The following is a 17,855-nucleotide window of genomic DNA, read 5'->3' as shown; positions in this document are numbered from 1 at the left end:
CTGGATTGCCAGAGCGACTCGTCAGCTCGCCTCAGCGACGCTGCATGGCGAGGACCAGGTCGGCGGCGCGGTTTCCCGACCGCACCGACCCTTCGATGGTTGCCGGCAACCCCGTATCAGTCCAATCGCCCGCGAGGAACAGGTTTTTCCACGCAGTGGACGCGCCCGGCCGCAGCGCGTTTTGCTCAGGTGTCGACTCGAAGGTGGCGCGGCGTTCGCGCACGATTTGCCAGGGCGGCAATTCACCCTCTACTCCTGCCGCCTTGCAGACATCCCGCCAGATCGCCTGCGCGAGCTCCTCGCGCGGCATATCCATGAGCCGATCGCCGTTGCTGATGGTCACCGATAGGCGCTGCGGGAACGCGAACAGCCATTCCACCAGTCCCCCTACAACCCCGATGAGCGGCGGCATGTCCTTGGGCGGATCGAAGCGGAAATGGGCGTTCAGGATGGCCCGGAATTTCGTCGGCGTCTTCAGTCCCGGCACCAGCAAGGCGGCTGGGCGTGGCGGCACAGCCATGACCACGGCATCCTCCGGGGCGATAGAAAGGTTGTCGGTCCCAAACCTTAACTCCCCAACGCCATCGACGGAGAGACCAATTTCGCGCAATTCGTGTCCGAACTGGATGTCGGCCCCCTGTTGCTTCAACAGCGTGATCGCGGGCTCGATAAGCACCGCACTCAACCCATCGCGCGCGACCAGCGGCCGACAAGCCTGCCCGCCCGCCAGCAGCGTTTCGCGAACCACCGCGCCCGCGAGCCCGGCCGAGCCTTCGGGAGGATCGACGTTCAGCGCCGCCAACAGCAGTGGCTGGACCAAGCGGTGGTACAGCGTTCCCTCGCAAGGTATCGCCTTGCCGACGAGTTTGCTCTGCGTCGCCCATATCAGGGGTGACAACGCCAGATAGTCACGCAAGCGCGTATCGGGCACCCGACGCGTTTTGTCGAACACCCATAACGGCAGGCGGCTCTCTCCGAGGTCGAGTTGCCAGCGCTTTCCTGTCGGCAGATCGACAAACGCAAACTGCGCGCGCTTCGGACCGACCAGCGCCGCCTCGGTACCGATCGACTGCGCATATGCGAGCGCGTCACGATTGCCCGATAACAGCAGATGATTGCCGTTATCGATTGTCAGATTAGTCGCCGTGTCGAAATACGACCTGCAGCGGCCGCCGGCTTGCTGCGTGGCTTCGTGAATGTGCACACTATAATTCGCTCCTGCCAGCCGCACCGCTGCCGAGAGGCCCGATATTCCAGCGCCGATGATGTGAACTGTTTTTGGCATCAGATGAACGCGTAGCGAAGGACGATGGCCATACGGGCCACCTTGTTGAGCCGTACCGGCGGCCGCGGCTGCGCGAAGCCCCTCTTCAGCAGCAGTTGCAGAATGGCCCTATAATATTTCGACATAATCCGGGGGGCGCGGACCACCCGCCGCGGAGTCCGGCGCATCACTTCATCGGCTTTGTCGAAATGCCCCAATATCTGCGGCACGAGTGATGCACATGCTTTCGGCAACGCCGGGTCGTTGGTAACCCTGATCGGATCCGTCGTGGTGATACCCGCGTGCAAGAGTCCCTCCTTGGGCAGATAGAGCCGCCCGATCGCAGCATCTTCATCAATGTCGCGCAGGATATTTGTCAGCTGGAGCGCGCGCCCCAGATGATGCGCAAGCAGGATGCCGTCGGCTTCCGGGAGACCGAATACCCGCACCGAAAGCCTGCCGACCGCGCTTGCCACCCGATCGCAATAGAGATCGAGCGTTACAAGATCCGGAGCGCGGATGTCCTGCGGCACATCCATCTCCATGCCATCGACGATCGCCAGAAAATCCTCTCGCCTCAGATCGAACTTTTGAATCGAGCCGACGTAATCCTTTAGCCTTGCCGGCGGATGCCCCTGATAAAGCGATTCGATGTCGTGTCGCCATCGCTGCAAAGCGGCCAGCCGCTCCGGCCGTGGGCCATCCGAATCTGCGATATCGTCGACCTGCCGGCAAAAGCTGTAAATCTGAAACATCGCCTCGCGCTGCTCGGGCGGCAAAATGCGCATCGCCGCATAAAACGAGCTGCCAGACGCCGTAGTCCCATAACTGGGATTGGCTGCCGCCGCCGTCTCAGTTGTCATGCGCCGGCCGCCGGCTTGGAGGCGCTCCGCCGTCCCGACGCGCGCCGGGCCATTTCGCTTGCCAAGCCAGCGAGGCTGTGCGCGAGCAGGTCAATTGGGCCAAGATGAACTCTCTCGCTCAACGGATCGCGCGCCTTTAAGAGAACAACGATTTTGTCGGCGAACGCCTGTATCACTGAAATCTCAAGCCCGAGCCGAAAATCCCTTACTTCGGTGCTGAGCGATCTGCTTTCATCAAGCAACGTTTGGGTTCGTGCTGCCAGCGAATGCAGGCACCGCAAAAGCTGCGGCGATGCGCGCTCGCGCCCGAGCTCCTCCACGGAGGCTCCCGCGGCAGCCAGCGCATCGCGAGGCAGATAAACGCGATTGAGATTTCTATAGTCCTTGCCGCAATCCTGCAGATGATTGTTGATCTGCAGCGCCGCGCAGAGCGCGTCGGATGCCGCCCAGGTCGACTGGCTTTCGCCATGAACATCGAGCATGAAACGCCCGACCGGCATGGCCGAGTATCGGCAATAATGGATCACTTCGTCCCAGCTGTCGTAACGAAGCTTGGATACATCCATGCGGAAAGCCGTGAGAACATCCAGAGCATGGCGCGGCGGCATCGAACGCTCAGAAAGTGCGTTCCGCAGCCTGATCGCCTCGGGCTGGGTATCGCCCTTGCCCAGCAGTTCGGCTTCGAGCAGGTCGAGATACCGAAGCTTCTCGGTCTGGCCGAGTGAGTCATGATCCGCGACATCGTCGGCGGTTCTGACGAAATTGTAGAACGCCAGGATCAGTCGGCGGTGACGCGGATGTATGATCCAGGAGGCCACCGGGAAGTTCTCGTCCCGATGCGTCTTGCCGGATCGCAGGTCGCTCGCGCTGATCATGAAAAGTTGGCTACATTCAATTGAAACAATGGCTGAATCGCCCGCGGTGCTACCGCGCATGCGAACGGATCGCAAACCCCATATAGGGGAATACGATCCCAAAACCAATGCTATCAAGCATTCCCGGCGAGGTCGCGGAGCGCCCTAAGCGGCGAAACGCCCCCAGTGCGCCGAGCGCTAACGAAGCCTGCCGTTTCCTATTGCCCGTGCTCCTTTAGTACCTGGTCGCAGGCCTTGCTCAACTTGGGGCGATGTTCCTGAAGGCAGGCCAGAATCGTAAAATCGCCTTGATCGATGACGGGACGGCAGTGGCGCTGGACATCGCGCGAACAGGCCGCCTGCTCGGCTGGCGTGCCACTGCGTTGCGGCTGCGGTTGCGCGAAAGCGGCGGTGGCAACCGATAACGACACCAGGATGAGCGTGAGGAAAGATTTACGCATCGTGTTCCTTTGTTCAAAGGGCAAGAATTCCAATCCCTCATTACGCAAGGCACGATCGGGACCGAAGATTCGGATTGCAGACGCCGCATATATCGCAGCAACGAGGAGACCAAAGGCACTGCTAAATGCGGCCAAATTTGCGGCGGTCACAGTTCCAATTTCGCAGCCGTGCAACCGGCGCGCGGATTTCCACGCTTATTTTCCTGGATATTTATTCGCGATTGGCCGTTGCGGCTGCGCCGGGCGAGCAACTAAGTTAGGGATGCTGCAAATTGAACAAAATTCGGGGTATTTGATTTCGCCAGAATGCGGTTCGCGGGAAGGACTCAGAAGGACTGAAATGTGCGATTACCTGCCCAACGCAGCGGCGAAGCAGCGCACTTCCAGGCAGCCATGAGTTGCGCTTGAACCAAAGCCACACAGGCGACACTAAACTTCGATGCGGCGACGTATTCCCGAGAAACGTCGAAATGGATGGAAAAACGCGATGAAACGGTTTGGCGCCAGATTGTTTGCACAAGGTCTCAGGGTTGCAGGTGTCGCGGCCGCGCTCATGCTGTCGGTTTCAGCGACATATGCCCAATCTGGCCCGTTTGCCGGGTTTAACGGCGCATGGTCCGGGAACGGCACGGTCGCGCTTTCGGATGGGACCACCGAGCGGATTCGTTGCAAAGCCGACTATAAGGTCGACGGTAGTGGCCTCGGCCTGAAGCAGAATTTGCGCTGCGCCAGCGACAGCTACAAATTCGATTTGACCAGCGATGTGACCAGCCAGGGCGATCGCATTTCTGGTCGGTGGAGCGAAGCCAGCCGCAATATCTTTGGCGATCTGCAGGGCACGGCTGGCGGCGGTCAGATCGACGTATTTGTCGAGGCGAATGGATTCGCCGCCAACCTGTCGCTCAAGACCAACGGCAACAAACAAACGGTACAGATCAATTCCAAAGGCGAGATAAGAGGCGTCACCATTACGATGGTGAAAAGCTAGCTTCCGAAGAGCTGAAGCCCGAGCGATTCTGCTGACGTGTTTTCTTCACCCGAACCGGCGTCCACTTCGCTCGAAAACGCTCTAACTTTTCGCGCGGGTTTCACCGGCCGGGTTTGGGCCTCCAAAGATCCCGCGAAGCCGCTGCGAAAGGTTGATCAGGAACATCGCGGTTGGTCGCAGGATGAACAGATCCGCGACCAGTGCTGCCACCATGGCAAAGGCGCTCAGCCAGCCGAATAATCGCAGCGACGGCAGGTCGGAGAAGACGGTCACCACAAGACCGCAGGCCAGCACCACCGTGGTCAGGATCAATGCCGGACCCACGAGTACAGTTGCGCGCTCGACAGCCAATTCCGAACTGATGCCGGGCGTGCTCTCAAGCCGTAGCCGGTTGAGGAAGTGGATCGTCGCGCTCAGCCCCAAACCAAAGGACACTGTCAGCGCCACCACGCTGGCAAACTGCAGCCCCTCCCCGAGCAGCCACAGTACCGTGCCCGATAGCACGACCGGGAAAATGCCCGGCAGGATGCAGGAGAACATCACCACCACGGAACGGAACGCCAGCCCGATGAAAATGGCCACCAGAGCGAACTCAATCGTAAGTCCACGGTTGAGCTTCTCGATCATGTTGGCGCTGTTGCGGGCCGCGATCGCCGACAATCCGGTGACGGAAATCTCGAAACCTGGATGCTGCTTGCGCACCGCGTCTAGCGCATGATCGAGTTTCTCGACCACAGGAAGAATTTCGCTGGAGTCCAGATCGGGTACCCGACCCGACACCACCACGGCATCCTGATCGGCGGAAATGAAGCGGCGTACCAGATGTTCCGGAATCAGGTTGACATATTCCTTCAGCGTCGCCACGTCGGAACTGCCGGCCTTTTCGGCGAGCCATCGGCGCAGCGTCTCCAGTGACCAAACGTTGCCAACGCCCGCCTGTTTCTCGACGGCGGCGTGGACATCGGCGATGGTCTGCAGCGTTTCGGGCGCATACAGGGAAGCGCCCTTGGGAAATTCGATCAGCACATCGATCGGATTGGCGCCGGTCAGCTTGGCATCGAGACGCCCGCTTGCGGCCACCGCTTGTTGTTTGTCGGGGACCTGATCTGCCAGCCGATATCGCGGTTCGAGGTTTGCATAAATGAGCCCCAGGCCTCCCACCAGAAGCACCGCGAGCAGGCTGAACAGGCCGGGCCGGCTGACCATGCGCACCGCAATCCAATAGCAAAAATTGCGCAACGTCTGCACGCCGGCGTCGGCACCCTGGAATTTCACCGCGAAGACCCGCTCGTTCCGTACGAACAGCACCCCGAATACGGGCACCAGCGACAGCACTGCCAGCAGCGCGATGATGGTGGCGGCAAGCCCCGCCTCGCCGAATTTGCGGATCAGGTCGGAATCGGAGAATTGCAGGGCAATAAACGATATTCCCGCAGTGCCATGCGTAAGGACGCAAGCCGGCCCTACCACCAGAACCGCATTCCTGAACGCGGTGAATTTGTCCTGGCCTGCAATCAGGCGGTCGCGCGCCGCAAACGTCAGCTGCATCGAATCCGAAAAACTGATCACCATGATCAGCGGCGTCATCACGTTCAGGAACATGTTGAGATTGAAATTGGCCCAGCCGAGCCCACCGAGCGCGAGCAAAATCGCTATCATCGGCGGGAAGGCCGCAACCACCATGAAAGATATTTTGCGGAAGAAAACGATGGCAATGATGCAGCCGGCCAGAATTCCCAAGACGTTGTAAGTCAGCCCGTCGCGTTCGACCGCGTTACGGATCTCGAGCTGCATCACCGGAACGCCCGACAACTCCGCGTTTAACCCGCTGCCCGCAAGGTCAGTCGCCATCAACTTGCGAATCTCGCCGATCGTCGGACCGAGTTTGTTACCGGACACGACTTCGGGCTCGAGCGACAGCACAATCAGCGCCAGCGTGCCGTCTTCGGACAGCAGCTTGCCGCGAATGATCTCATTGGATTTGACGGTTTCTATAAACTTGTCGTACTCGGCGCCGGTCGGAAGATCCGACGGGAACAGCGCGGCAGGCAGCTTGCCAGGCGCTGGCGCCTGACGCGCGGAGAATAAAGAAATCAATCCGCGCGTACCGTCGACCAGCTGCAGGTCGGTCACGAGTTCACGCAACTTCTCGAGATTTTCACGGGCAAGCAGCGTCTTGCCTTCGACAACCACGAGCACATCGAATTCGGTCGCGGGGAAGCGCTTGGTTTCCGCTTCGTATTGACGGTATTCCTTGGAATTGGACCGGAACAGCTGGCTCAGGGAATCGTCGATTTTGATCCGCTCGATGCCGAAAATCGCCCCAACAATCAGCGCCACCAGAATGATGCAGGACAGGATCGGCGCCTGAATCGCAATCAGGCCGATGCGTTCCAGCCCGAAGGCGATGCTCGCGGTTGGCCGCTGCTCTACCTTCTCGACGTGGACCTTACTGTCGTCGTTTTTTTCGAGCATGCCCTATCCCGTTCTCACATCCGCTTAACACATATAGCTTTAATTCCCGGGCGCGAATGGGGCCTCAAGTAGGCCTTGGCTGTCGGGGCTAGCCTTTGAAAACATGCGACAAATTAATTTGCGACAGGTGTAGCAGGTCCAGCAGCCCTCTCGCAAGCGCACGACTGCGCGGAAAAGCCGCGCGTAGGCCGCGTGCCGGACTTATACCCGCGGTTTGTCACACCGGGTTGATGGTCCCGCGATCGATCGATTTGTATTCGCCGCTCTCGTCCTTTAGCCGCACTCCGGTGACTTCGCGGGCCAGACCCTCGCGAATCAGCCACGCAATCCTGAAGGCCGCTTCCTCGTAGCCCAATCCCGCGCCATGGATATTGGAAACGCAATTGCGTTCGGCATCGGTACGGCCGATCTTAGGTGCAAAGGTCAGATAGGCTCCGAGACTATCCGCTGCCGACAGGCCGGGCCGCTCGCCGATCAACATCACCATCATCCGCGCGCGAAGGAGAGCGCCGATTTCATCGCCCAGCGCAACGCGCGCTCCCCGCGCGACCACCACGGGACCGATATCGATCTGATCGATGGCCAGTCTCGGAACGAGGAACTTGATCACGCCGATGGCGTGGGCATTCACGGCAATTGGAGACAACCCGTCGCCGAGAACGACCGCGACCTGGCAGGCATTCCCTTTTCGGCTCGTCAGCGCTTCCGTTGAGGGCTGATCGAGCGATCGCCCCAGATCGGGGCGCCCGAGATAGTGCTTTCGCTCGCGGGAGCGGCTGCAGACCTCAAGCGGCTCGAGCGCCAGATCGTTCAACCCTGAGATCAACCCTCGCACATCGAACGCGGCATGAACCGCATCGCGCGCGCGTGCATGGTCGAGCATAAATTCCAGCAGCGCCGCGGTCGGTAGGCTTCCGCCGGCGCGGCCAAGCCCGACGCGCGCGGGGGTCAAGCCACGCAGTTCCGACACAGAATGCGAAGCGGCCGGCGACTTCATTTCCGTTTTACTCGGCGGGAACCGAGGCCTCCCGCAATCGCATCGAATAATTCGAGGCGTTCTGCCGTCCGGTGCAAGCCGCGCGCGCGAACATGATCAGGTGGTGCGAGATCGTTGCCACCGAAATGAGGCCCTCGATGTCGCCGTGCCGCAATCGCGGTAACGCAAACTTCCAGAACACTCTGCGGTAGTCGCTGAGCACGCCGACCTTCCAGAAAATGTTTCGAAGCATGATCAGGCCGCGCCTGATGTTCGCCCAGGTCTTTTGCTCGGGCGTCACCGGCACCTTCAGCCGGTTGGGATATGTGAAATCGACCTGATACTGGAAACGCCGATATAGCTTTTCCGGCTCGAACGCGCGCTCCATGCACATGCGCCAGGACTCGACCACTTGCTCATAAGGCAGCAGGAAATCAACATTCGAATCGCGGGCGTCATCATCGACCAGCCGGTTATCGCGCGCGAGACGATCCCACAGCGGGGTCTTCGGCAGGGCCTCCAGTAGATTGATCGTCAGGAGCGGAATCTTGGATTCTTCGACAAAGGCGAGCAATGCCTCGCCCGTTTCCGGCTTGTCGGTATCCAACCCCATGATGATGCCCGAGACCACCTCTATCCCGTAATTGTTAATGGTGCGAACGCCTTCCAAAATCGGCACCATCATATTGTGGTCCTTGTGCATGGCCTTGAGCGCATCTGGATCAGGCGTCTCGATGCCGCAGAATATCGTGAAAAAGAACGCCTCGCGCATCTTTTCGAGAATTTCCGGCCGCTTGGCGATGTTGAGCGTCGCCTCGCAAGCGAACCGGATCACGTAGCCGGTCTTCTTTTGCCATTCGATGAGATGCGGCAGTAGCTCAAGCGCCGCCTTCCTGTTGCCAATGAAATTGTCGTCGACGAAATAAACCGAGCCGCTGACTCCGCATTCCAGCAGCTTATCGAGCTCGGCGACTATCTGCTGCGGCGTCTTCAGTCGCGGATTGCGACCATACAGGCCGGGGATATCGCAGAATTCGCACTGGTAGGGACATCCGCTGGAATACTGAATGCTGCCGAGGAAATATCTTTTGACGTCCGCAAGCTCGTAGGCCGGAATCGGAAATTCGGTCATGGCGACACGATCAGCGGTTTTGAACACGATCTGTTGCGACGGCCTCGAGCAATCTCGTGCCAGTGTCGCGATCAATTCGTCGGTCGCGTCGCCGAGTTCGCCGACATGCAGATAATCGAAAGAGGGATAGTAGTCGGGACAGGCGCTGACCGAAGGCCCTCCGATCGCAACAGGCAGATCGAACGCATGCGCCCGGCGACAGATATCGTTCATCTGCTGGCGCTGAATATGCATACCGCTAACGAACACCGCTTCGGCCCACTGGAAATCCTCGGCCGTTGCGGCGCGGATATTCTCGTCGACGAAACGCACCGGCCAGTTCGCGGGCAAGTAGGCCGCGATCAAGAGCAATCCCTGCGGCGGCATGAAAGCCTCAACACCGTCGGTCAAGGGATAGGCATATTCAAATGTGCCGAACGATGACGTATAACGCGGAAACACGCACAGGATGCGCCGTACCGTGTCAATGCCTTCAGCTCTCATCAGATTTCCTCGCGATATCCGGTAAGACCTGGAACAAAGCTAAGCACGCCTGCCAGCGGTCAGCTATGATTTCCTCAAGACTGTGGCAACCCGTCCAACCCACTGATGCTGGAAAGGTTGCCTGTAAAGGGGCGTCGCCGGGGATTTTGCGTGCTCAGGCGATCAGCCGTGACGCAAAATCAGGCAGCAGCGCGGGGTTGCCCGACAACCGAAAAGCGGCATCCGCAAGGCCGGACTGAAACAGCCATTGATCGAATTCCGGCGCCCGCTTGAGGCCGAACAGATCGCGGACGTAGAGCGCATCGTGGAACGAGGTAGACTGGTAATTCAGCATCACGTCGTCCGCGCCGGGCACGCCCATGATGAAGGTGACGCCGGCCGCGGCGAGCAGGGTCAGAAGATTGTCCATGTCGTCCTGATCCGCCTCGGCATGGTTGGTGTAGCAGACGTCCACTCCAAGCGGCAGGCCGAGCAGCTTGCCGCAGAAATGGTCCTCCAGTCCGGCGCGAATAATCTGCTTTCCATCGTAGAGATATTCCGGGCCGATGAAGCCGACGACGGTATTGACCAGAAAGGGATCGAAGGCGCGGGCGACGCCATAGGCGCGTGCTTCGCAGGTTTGCTGGTCGACACCGTGATGGGCGTTGGCGGACAACGCTGACCCCTGCCCGGTTTCGAAATACATGACGTTGCGGCCGATGCTGCCGCGCCGCAACGACAGTCCCGCCTCATGAGCTTGCCTCAATAACGCTAGATCGACGCCAAAACTACGGTTGGCAGCTTGGGTCCCGGCGATGGACTGAAACACCAGGTCAACCGGCATGCCGCGATCGATCAAGCCAAGCGTCGTGGTCACATGGGTCAGCACGCAGCTTTGCGTCGGAATATGCAGCCGGCCGATAATGTCGTCTAGCAACTGCACAAGTCCGCTGATGACAGCGGGATCATCGCTTGCCGGGTTGATGCCGATGCAGGCATCGCCTGATCCCAGCAGGATGCCATCGAGGATCGAGGCGGTGATGCCTTTGAGGTCGTCGAAGGGATGATTGGGCTGCAGCCGCACGCTCATGCACCCGCGCAATCCGATCGTGTTGCGAAATCGGGTGGTTACCTGGCATTTCTTCGCGACGAGGATGAGGTCCTGATTGCGCATCAGTTTGGAAACGGCCGCCACCATTTCCGGAGTGAGGCCACGGGACACTCTGTTGAGAGCTTCCGTAGTTGCCGCATCGGACAGCAGCCAGTCGCGAAACTCGCCGACCGTCAGCGACGATATGCCTGCAAAAGCCGACAGGTCGTGAGTATCCGTGATCAATCGGGTGATTTCATCGTCTTCATAGGGAATGACGGTTTCCTGCAGGAATTGCTCGAGCGGGACATCCGCGAGCGCAATCCGCGCCGCTATCATCTGCTCCGCGGTCTCCGCTGCGATTCCGGCCAGCCGGTCGCCCGAGCGCGTTGGCGTCGCCTTGGCCAGCAGCTCGCGCAGATCAGCAAAGACGTATCCGGTCGCATTGATGGTGTGGCGATAGACCATGGCGGCTCCCCGCGACCTGCGCTGGACGCGAGACTAGCAGGTGGACAAAAGTATCCGCCGCCGAAATTTGCCTGCGGGCGTTACAGTTCGCCGCGGCGGCTGAAGTGCAATTCTAAATTCGTGCTCGCTTGGGGCGTCCGAATTAAACCGAGAGCATCTGGCTTAGGAAGTTCATTTAAGGGCTTGTTTTACTTCGTAAATTTTGGAGATCCACCGAACTCCAGCAGTCTCGATGCGCGAACAAAACGCCGGCAGCTACGAGCAAATCAGATGAAATTTAATCACTTATACACGAACATTTTGCATCCTTTTTTGAACGGCCGGCGTCGCTGACCGGTCTTCTCGAGACCGTGCAAGGCCCGTAAATGTGGACGTCCGCCAACCCCTCTCCCTCATATGCCACAGGTTCCCGGCTTTCGCTCGCGGCCAAGCTTTATTCGATATTCGCGCTGATTGCGTTTTTGACGGCGGCGATTGCCATTCTGTCCCACTATAACACCCGGCGAAACGCCGAGCTCACGGCGGCCATCGAGACGGCCAACCTTGCAGCACTCAACGTCGAGCGCGTCAATTCGCTGGTCTATGCAGTCGTGATGGAATCGCGCGGCGTCTACATGTCGAGCGAGCCGGCGGTTGTAAAAAAATACGGCGACGGTCTTCTCAAGTTCAATGAGCAGATCCTCGCGGTCGTTAAGAACTGGGAGAGCATCGTCCAGACAGACGACGCCGAGCAGTTCGCGGTATTCAAGAAGCGCATCGAGCAGTTCGTCGACTTTCGCAAGGAACTGGTTCGTCGCGGCGTTGAGATTAGCGGAGCCGCAGGGCGTGAATGGGGCGACAATGACGCCAATCGCACCGTACGTTCTGCTCTCAACAAGGATCTGGAAGCGCTTTCCAAAGTGTATGCAGAGCGCGCCACGCAGATCGCTCGACAGGGCGACGTCAACCGCATCATGGCCTTTCTGCTGACCGGTCTCGGCGCCCTCACGCTGATCGTGGTCGGCATCGGCGTCCTGATCATCTCCCGGTCGGTTGCGCAACCGCTTTCGGTTATCACCGCGACCATCAAGCGAGTAGCCGAAGGCGAGGAGAATGTAGAAGTTCCGCATACCAAGCGAGCCGACGAGATCGGCGCGTTGGCGAGGGCGATCCGGATTTTCCAGGAGGCAATGGACCGCAACCGCAATCTGAATTCGCAGGTTGTGCAAGACTCCACCGCCCGCGAACAACGGGCCCGTCACATTGAAACCTCGGTGGAGAAGTTCCGTGGCGCTATCGGCGACGTGCTGCGCGCGGTTACCGAGAATGCGTCGGCCATGCGCGACACCGCACAGTCCATCACCCAGGTGGCATCCGACGCCAACGGACGCGCGGTCGCCGCCGCCAGCGCGACCGAACAGGCTTCCAGCAATGTGAACGCCGTAGCCGGTGCGGCGGAGGAACTGTCCGCCTCAGTGGAGGAAATCGGCCGGCAGGTTCGTCAATCCGCGAGCGTCGTCGAACAGGCGGGCCTGCGCACCGAGAAATCGGTCGCCGAAATCGAAAGCCTGGCCGCTGCGACCCAGCGCATCGACGGCGTGCTCAATTTGATCCAGACCATCGCCGAACAAACCAATCTGCTGGCGCTCAATGCCACGATCGAAGCCGCGCGCGCCGGTGAAGCCGGCCGCGGTTTCGCGGTGGTCGCGCATGAGGTGAAGGCCCTGGCCGAACAGACGGCCAAGGCAACCTCCGAGATAGGCCAGAACGTCAGCCTGATTCAGGCATCGACGCGCAACGCTGTCGATGCAGTGCGCGAAATCGGCAGCGCGGTGCGCGATATCAACGATGTCACTTCGAATATCGCCGGTGCGGTTGGGCAACAGGACGCGGCGACCCGCGAAATCTCCGCAAATGCGCAATCGGCCGCGCAGGGCAACGAAACCCTGGTTGCCAATATCGGTTCGCTCAGCGCAGCGATCGGGGAGACCAACAAGGCGGCCGCATCCGTGCTGTCCGCTTCAAGCGAGCTGACCTCAACGGCGGACACGCTGTCGCGCGAGGTCGATGCATTTTTTCACAATTTGCGCGCCGATCCGCTGGAGGGCCAGCACGGCGATACCAGGCGCATCGCGGCGGCGGGCTGATAATTCGCGCGCTCGGCAATGCTTCTTCGCGAGCCGAGCCGGCGATTACATCGTCGCGCCGAGCACCCAGGGCGCGAATTCAGCGCCTCCAAAATCAAAACTCTCGCTTTTGGTCGGCTGGCCTGAGGCGGTCTTGAGCATCAGTTCGAAAATGCGCTGGCCACATTGCTGCACGGTCTCCTCGCCGTCGAGAATGGTGCCGCAGTTGACGTCCATATCGTCTTCCATGCGCCGGTACATCGCCGAATTGGTGGCGAGCTTGATCGAAGGCGCGGGCTTGCAGCCGAACACGCTCCCCCGCCCCGTGGTGAAGCAAACGAGGTTGGCCCCACCCGCCACCTGTCCGGTCGCCGCAACGGGGTCGTAACCCGGCGTATCCATGAACACAAAGCCCTTCTTTGTGACGGCTTCCGCATAGTTCACCACATCGACCAGGTTGGTGCTGCCAGCCTTGGCCATCGCTCCGAGCGATTTTTCAAGGATTGTGGTGAGCCCGCCCGCCTTGTTGCCGGGACTGGGATTGGCATTCATTTCGGCGCCCTCCCGCGCGGTGTATTCCTCCCACCAGCGCATCAGCGCCACGAGCTTCTCGCCGACCTCGCGGCTCACGGCGCGGCGGGTCAACAGATGCTCGGCGCCATAAGTCTCCGGCGTTTCTGACAGAATGACGGTGCCGCCGTGTCGGACCAGCAGATCGCTTGCCGCGCCGAGCGCCGGATTGGCGGAGACGCCCGAATAGCCGTCGGAGCCACCGCATTGCAAGGCAACCGTGAGTTCACTGGCGGACACCGGCTCGCGCGCCACTTTGTTGGCGTCCTCGAGGGCCTCGCGCACAAAGGCTACACCGGCTTCCACGGTCTTTCGCGTTCCCCCAATTTCCTGAATTTCCAGTTCGCGTAGGCGCCCGGCGAGCTTTTGCTCTTTCATCAGCCCACCAATCTGGTTCACCTCGCAGCCCAATCCGAGCACGACAACCGCCGCGAAGTTAGCGTGGCGAGCATAGCCGCCGAGAGTGCGGCGCAGAATCGTCAACGGCTCGTCCTGCGTCATGCCGCAGCCCGTCTTGTGGGTCAGCGCGACCACGCCATCGACATTCGGAAATTCAGCTAGCGGGTTATCTCCCGTGAACGGATTCTTCTTGAAGGCATCAGCAACGATGCCAGCGACATGCGCGCTGCAGTTCACCGATGTGAGAATGCCGATATAGTTGCGGGTCGCCACGCGGCCGTCGGGCCGACGAATTCCATCAAAGCTTGCCGGCAGATCGAAGTTGGGCGTCGGCGTGACGTCGACGCCGAAGGCATAGTCCTTTGCGAAATCGCCCATGCCGCAGTTCTGCGTATGGACGTGTTGGCCCGGTGCAATCGGGGCTGTCGCTAATCCGATGATCTGACCGTAGCGGCGGATCGGTTCGCCCGGCGCAATCGGCCTGATCGCGACCTTGTGGCCGGCTGGAATACGCTCGAGCGTGCTGACGCCCTCCGCAACAAGCGTGCCGACCGGCAGGCTCGCGCGGGCGATCAGCACGCCATCATCTGGATGCAGTCGGATGACGGCGGCGGGCGTCATGGAATTTCTCCTTGATGAAGCGCCAAGTATAGCGGGCAGGACAGATGGTTCTGTTCTACCCGCCTTGCTGCTTTCAGGCGTTGCCGTTTGAATCTTTTCGGGTCTGCGCCACCTGCATTTTGGCGTAGGTCGCCATCAGCCCGCTTTCGTTCGACAAGGTGACGAGCTTGAATCCCATGTTGATCGCTTTGGTCGCGCCGACAGCCCCACTGCAGTGGATGCCGGGATAAATACCGCGCTTGCCGCATTCTTTGATCAGCTTGTCATAGATCTTCAGTATCTCCGGCTCTTCACGATCAAGCTTCGGCACCAGACCATAGGAGAAGCCGAGATCGGAGGGACCGACATAAACGCCCGCGATGCCCTCCACATCGAGAATGGACTCCATATTTTCGATCGCGGTCCTGGTCTCCATCATCGGGATGCACAGGGTTTCGTCGTTGGCAGTCACCTGATAGGTGCCGGCTGTGCCATACATGCCCGACCGGATCGGCCCGTTCGAGCGCGTGCCGCGCGGCGGATATTTGCAATACGAAACAAAGTTCTCGGCCTCTTCTTTGCTGTTGATCATCGGGCAGATCACGCCGTAAGCGCCACCGTCGAGCACCTTGCCAATGATACCCGGCTCATTCCAGGGCACGCGCACCATCGGTGTCACGGGGTGAGCGTGCATGGCCTGGAAACATTGCATCATCGACAGATAATCCTGCACTCCATGCTGCATGTCGACGGTCACGCTGTCGAAGCCGCACTGCGCAATCACTTCAGCGGAAAACCCCGAAGGGATCGCAAGCCAGGCGTTCACTACGGCCTTCCCCGAAGCCCACACTTTCTTCACGTTATTTGCCATTAGTCGCGTTCCCTTTTTTTTAGGCTCGATGTCTTTTTTTAAAATTCAGATAGCTAGCTGACGGCCCGCTGAATGGTGACCTCGCTGACGCCGACTTCGCGGGCGGTATTCACTATCGCCGCCCATGTATCGTCCGGCAAGGGCACCCCGTTTTTGCTGCGATCAGCACGCATTTTCCTCTCGGGATCGCCAGGAATTAACACGGCGTCGACGCCAGTGACCGGCTTGGTTGCCCTGATGAAATCCACATACCGCGATATTTCGGCATCAAAAAAATTGCTTGTGTCGACCACTTTCGGGTCAACGTAAACTGCGAACATTCCATTGGCGAAACGCCGATCAGGCGCAGTCGCCCCCGTGCCCGTCAATGCGCCGCCGAGCAGCTCGCAAATGAATGCCAGACCCGAGCCCTTGTGCTCCCCGAATGCCCGGATCGCGCCCGTGCCCTTGGTGTGGTCGCGGGCGCCCTCCGCACTATGCGGCCCGTACAGCACCATCGGATCTTCGCTCAAGGTACCGTCAGCATCGATCAGCGCCCCCTTCGGCAGTTTCTTGCCGCCGCGGCTTGCGACCAGCACCTTGCCCTCGGCGACGATCGACGTGGCGAAATCGAGCACGATGGGATCCTGTCCGTTTCGCGGAATGCCAACGCAATACGGGGCGGTCGATAGTCGCTTCTGAACGCCGCCAAACGGGGCAACTAGCAGCGAGCCGGCGGCATTGACGAAGTGCACCGATACCAGTCCCTCGGCAGCGGCCATTTCTGCCCAATCGCCGACCCGTCCGATATGTCCGGCATTGCGCAAGGCCACGACGGCAAGGCCCGAGGCTTTGCATTTTTCGATCCCGATCCTTACCGCTTGCGGCGCGACCGTTTGGCCGTACCCGAACCTGCCATCGACGACCGCCAGCGAGGGCGTATTGACGATAAGTTCGATAGTCTGATCCGGAACCACCGAACCCATCTTCTTCCACCTGATATAAACCGGCACACGGATCACACCGTGGCTGTCGTGCCCGGTCAGATTTGCGGTGGTCAGATAGCTCGCAATACGCCTTGCTTCCTCGGGGGAGGAGTCCGAATGAACAAAAACGTCAGCTACAAAATCAATCAGTCTTTCAACTTGCAACGTTACCATTTGCGGATGTTTCGCCCTATCGCTTGATCCGGCCGCGCTGCCGCATCTCCCCACGCGTCTCTCGTTATCATCAGCGGCTTGCAGGCACTTTGAGCGAAAAATGACCGGTGTGTCTATGGCTACAATTCCCACGAGAGACGCACGAGTGAGATTTGCGCGGCGGCTATGCGTCGTCTCGATGGCAGCATGCAAAATTGCACCTACTCGGATGGCTCGTCTATTGCGCCGGCGTTACCAGCACCTGGCAAACTGGACAAGCTGCGCTCCAGCGCCTCCAGCATATTCTGCAGCTCGGCCAACTTGCGCGCGCCGTACCGCCGGGTAATGGCCGCGTAAATGGCTTCGGATGACGGTGCAACAGTCTCAATCAACTTCAATCCCTTACTTGAAATCGAAACAAGGCCTCTGCGCTGATCGGCTTTTACGACCCGCCGTTCGATCAGCCGACGGGTTTCGAGATCGCGCAATATTCGAGACAGACTTGGCCCCAACAAAAACGCCACACGCGCAAGTTCCGTCACCTCGATCGTCTCTACCGAGGCGAGCGCGCGCAGGATACGCCACTGCTGTTCGGTCAAGCCATGGTCGCGCAGTGAGGGACGGAAATGCCGCATTACCGCTTCGCGGGTTCGCAACAGCGACATCGGCAGCGACCGGGAAAATTCCCGCATCGGCACCCGCCTGATGGCAGCCTTGGTTCCTGAGTGCTTCCGCGTCACGATCGACCTTTCGCCATTGGCAACTTCATCAAGGATACGTCCAGCTTTGCAACGCAATAACCGCCAATTCGGGTTTGACTGATACGCTTAACATGTTAATCATATTTCTGCACCTGCCTTTTCGCTCCGCACCTGTCCTTCGCTCCACATGGCTGGACTAGCATGGCTTTGAAAAAAGAGGACATCCGTCTCGCCGCCGAGCGGCTGCATCAAGCGGAGCAAACCAGGCGGCAGATTCGCCAGCTATCGATCGAGCATCCCGCAATTACGGTCGAGGACGCGTACGGCATCCAGCAGGCGTGGATCGAGATCAAACTCGCCGAAGGCCGCGTCGTCAAAGGCCACAAGATCGGGCTGACTTCGAAAACGATGCAGAGCGCGCTCGGAATCGACGAGCCGGATTCCGGCGTGCTGCTCGA

General features: G+C 59.7%; 14 protein-coding genes and 1 pseudogene. 3 read left to right on the top strand and 12 right to left on the bottom strand.

Annotated elements, in window-relative coordinates; genetic code table 11:
* Positions 1-31: 31 nt before the first annotated feature.
* The 4 genes from hpnE to VJV58_RS10780 form a co-directional block, all read right to left on the bottom strand.
* Positions 32-1,285, bottom strand: a complete 1,254-nt coding sequence (hpnE, locus tag VJV58_RS10795; RefSeq protein ID WP_324137332.1) for a hydroxysqualene dehydroxylase HpnE — start codon at positions 1,283-1,285, stop codon at positions 32-34.
* Positions 1,285-2,127, bottom strand: coding sequence for a presqualene diphosphate synthase HpnD (gene hpnD / locus VJV58_RS10790; RefSeq protein ID WP_324137331.1), 843 nt, complete (start codon positions 2,125-2,127; stop codon positions 1,285-1,287). The genes hpnE and hpnD overlap by 1 nt, the downstream gene beginning before the upstream one ends.
* Positions 2,124-3,002 (bottom strand): squalene synthase HpnC, encoded by an 879-nt coding sequence (gene hpnC, locus VJV58_RS10785; RefSeq protein WP_324137330.1) that lies wholly within the window; start codon positions 3,000-3,002, stop codon positions 2,124-2,126. The genes hpnD and hpnC overlap by 4 nt, the downstream gene beginning before the upstream one ends.
* A gap of 197 nt (positions 3,003-3,199) precedes the next feature.
* Positions 3,200-3,442 (bottom strand): hypothetical protein, encoded by a 243-nt coding sequence (locus VJV58_RS10780; RefSeq protein ID WP_324137329.1) that lies wholly within the window; start codon positions 3,440-3,442, stop codon positions 3,200-3,202.
* 487 nt (positions 3,443-3,929) lie between these two features.
* On the opposite strand from VJV58_RS10780, the gene VJV58_RS10775 reads away from it, so the two are divergent.
* Positions 3,930-4,430, top strand: a complete 501-nt coding sequence (locus VJV58_RS10775; protein ID WP_324137328.1) for a hypothetical protein — start codon at positions 3,930-3,932, stop codon at positions 4,428-4,430.
* 81 nt (positions 4,431-4,511) lie between these two features.
* Here the strand turns inward: VJV58_RS10775 and VJV58_RS10770 are convergent, their stop codons facing one another.
* The 4 genes from VJV58_RS10770 to VJV58_RS10755 form a co-directional block, all read right to left on the bottom strand.
* Positions 4,512-6,905: an efflux RND transporter permease subunit gene (locus VJV58_RS10770; protein ID WP_324137327.1), complete on the bottom strand. Its 2,394-nt coding sequence runs from the start codon at positions 6,903-6,905 to the stop codon at positions 4,512-4,514.
* A gap of 217 nt (positions 6,906-7,122) precedes the next feature.
* The gene (gene eutC / locus VJV58_RS10765; RefSeq protein WP_324137326.1) at positions 7,123-7,902 is read right to left on the bottom strand and encodes an ethanolamine ammonia-lyase subunit EutC; all 780 of its coding nucleotides are present in this window, start codon (positions 7,900-7,902) and stop codon (positions 7,123-7,125) included.
* A gap of 7 nt (positions 7,903-7,909) precedes the next feature.
* On the bottom strand, positions 7,910-9,496 hold the full coding sequence (locus VJV58_RS10760) for a B12-binding domain-containing radical SAM protein (RefSeq protein WP_324137325.1): 1,587 nt from the start codon (positions 9,494-9,496) through the stop codon (positions 7,910-7,912).
* A gap of 154 nt (positions 9,497-9,650) precedes the next feature.
* Entirely contained in the window at positions 9,651-11,033 is a 1,383-nt protein-coding gene (locus VJV58_RS10755) for an ethanolamine ammonia-lyase subunit EutB (protein ID WP_324137324.1), read from the bottom strand.
* 365 nt (positions 11,034-11,398) lie between these two features.
* On the opposite strand from VJV58_RS10755, the gene VJV58_RS10750 reads away from it, so the two are divergent.
* Entirely contained in the window at positions 11,399-13,159 is a 1,761-nt protein-coding gene (locus VJV58_RS10750) for a HAMP domain-containing methyl-accepting chemotaxis protein (protein WP_324137323.1), read from the top strand.
* 45 nt (positions 13,160-13,204) lie between these two features.
* On the opposite strand, the gene VJV58_RS10745 is transcribed toward VJV58_RS10750, so the two are convergent.
* The 4 genes from VJV58_RS10745 to hpaR form a co-directional block, all read right to left on the bottom strand.
* Positions 13,205-14,728, bottom strand: coding sequence for an altronate dehydratase family protein (locus VJV58_RS10745; protein ID WP_324137322.1), 1,524 nt, complete (start codon positions 14,726-14,728; stop codon positions 13,205-13,207).
* Positions 14,729-14,801: 73 nt separating this feature from the next.
* Entirely contained in the window at positions 14,802-15,578 is a 777-nt protein-coding gene (locus VJV58_RS10740; RefSeq protein WP_324137321.1) for an HpcH/HpaI aldolase family protein, read from the bottom strand.
* Between the two features lie 53 nt (positions 15,579-15,631).
* Complete coding sequence (locus VJV58_RS10735; RefSeq protein WP_324137320.1) at positions 15,632-16,717, bottom strand: malate/lactate/ureidoglycolate dehydrogenase; 1,086 nt, start codon at positions 16,715-16,717, stop codon at positions 15,632-15,634.
* 200 nt (positions 16,718-16,917) lie between these two features.
* Positions 16,918-17,388 carry a homoprotocatechuate degradation operon regulator HpaR gene (gene hpaR, locus VJV58_RS10730; protein WP_324137342.1) on the bottom strand — a complete coding sequence of 157 codons (471 nt, stop codon included), beginning with the start codon at positions 17,386-17,388 and terminating at the stop codon, positions 16,918-16,920.
* Between the two features lie 210 nt (positions 17,389-17,598).
* On the opposite strand from hpaR, the pseudogene VJV58_RS10725 reads away from it, so the two are divergent.
* A pseudogene (locus VJV58_RS10725) lies at positions 17,599-17,855 on the top strand (2-oxo-hepta-3-ene-1,7-dioic acid hydratase); the annotation flags it as partial.

This window comes from Bradyrhizobium sp. (assembly GCF_035273305.1).
GTDB lineage: Bacteria > Pseudomonadota > Alphaproteobacteria > Rhizobiales > Xanthobacteraceae > Bradyrhizobium.
The sequence above is the reverse complement of the archived record's forward strand: the minus strand, read 5'-3'. Positions and strand labels throughout refer to the sequence as shown.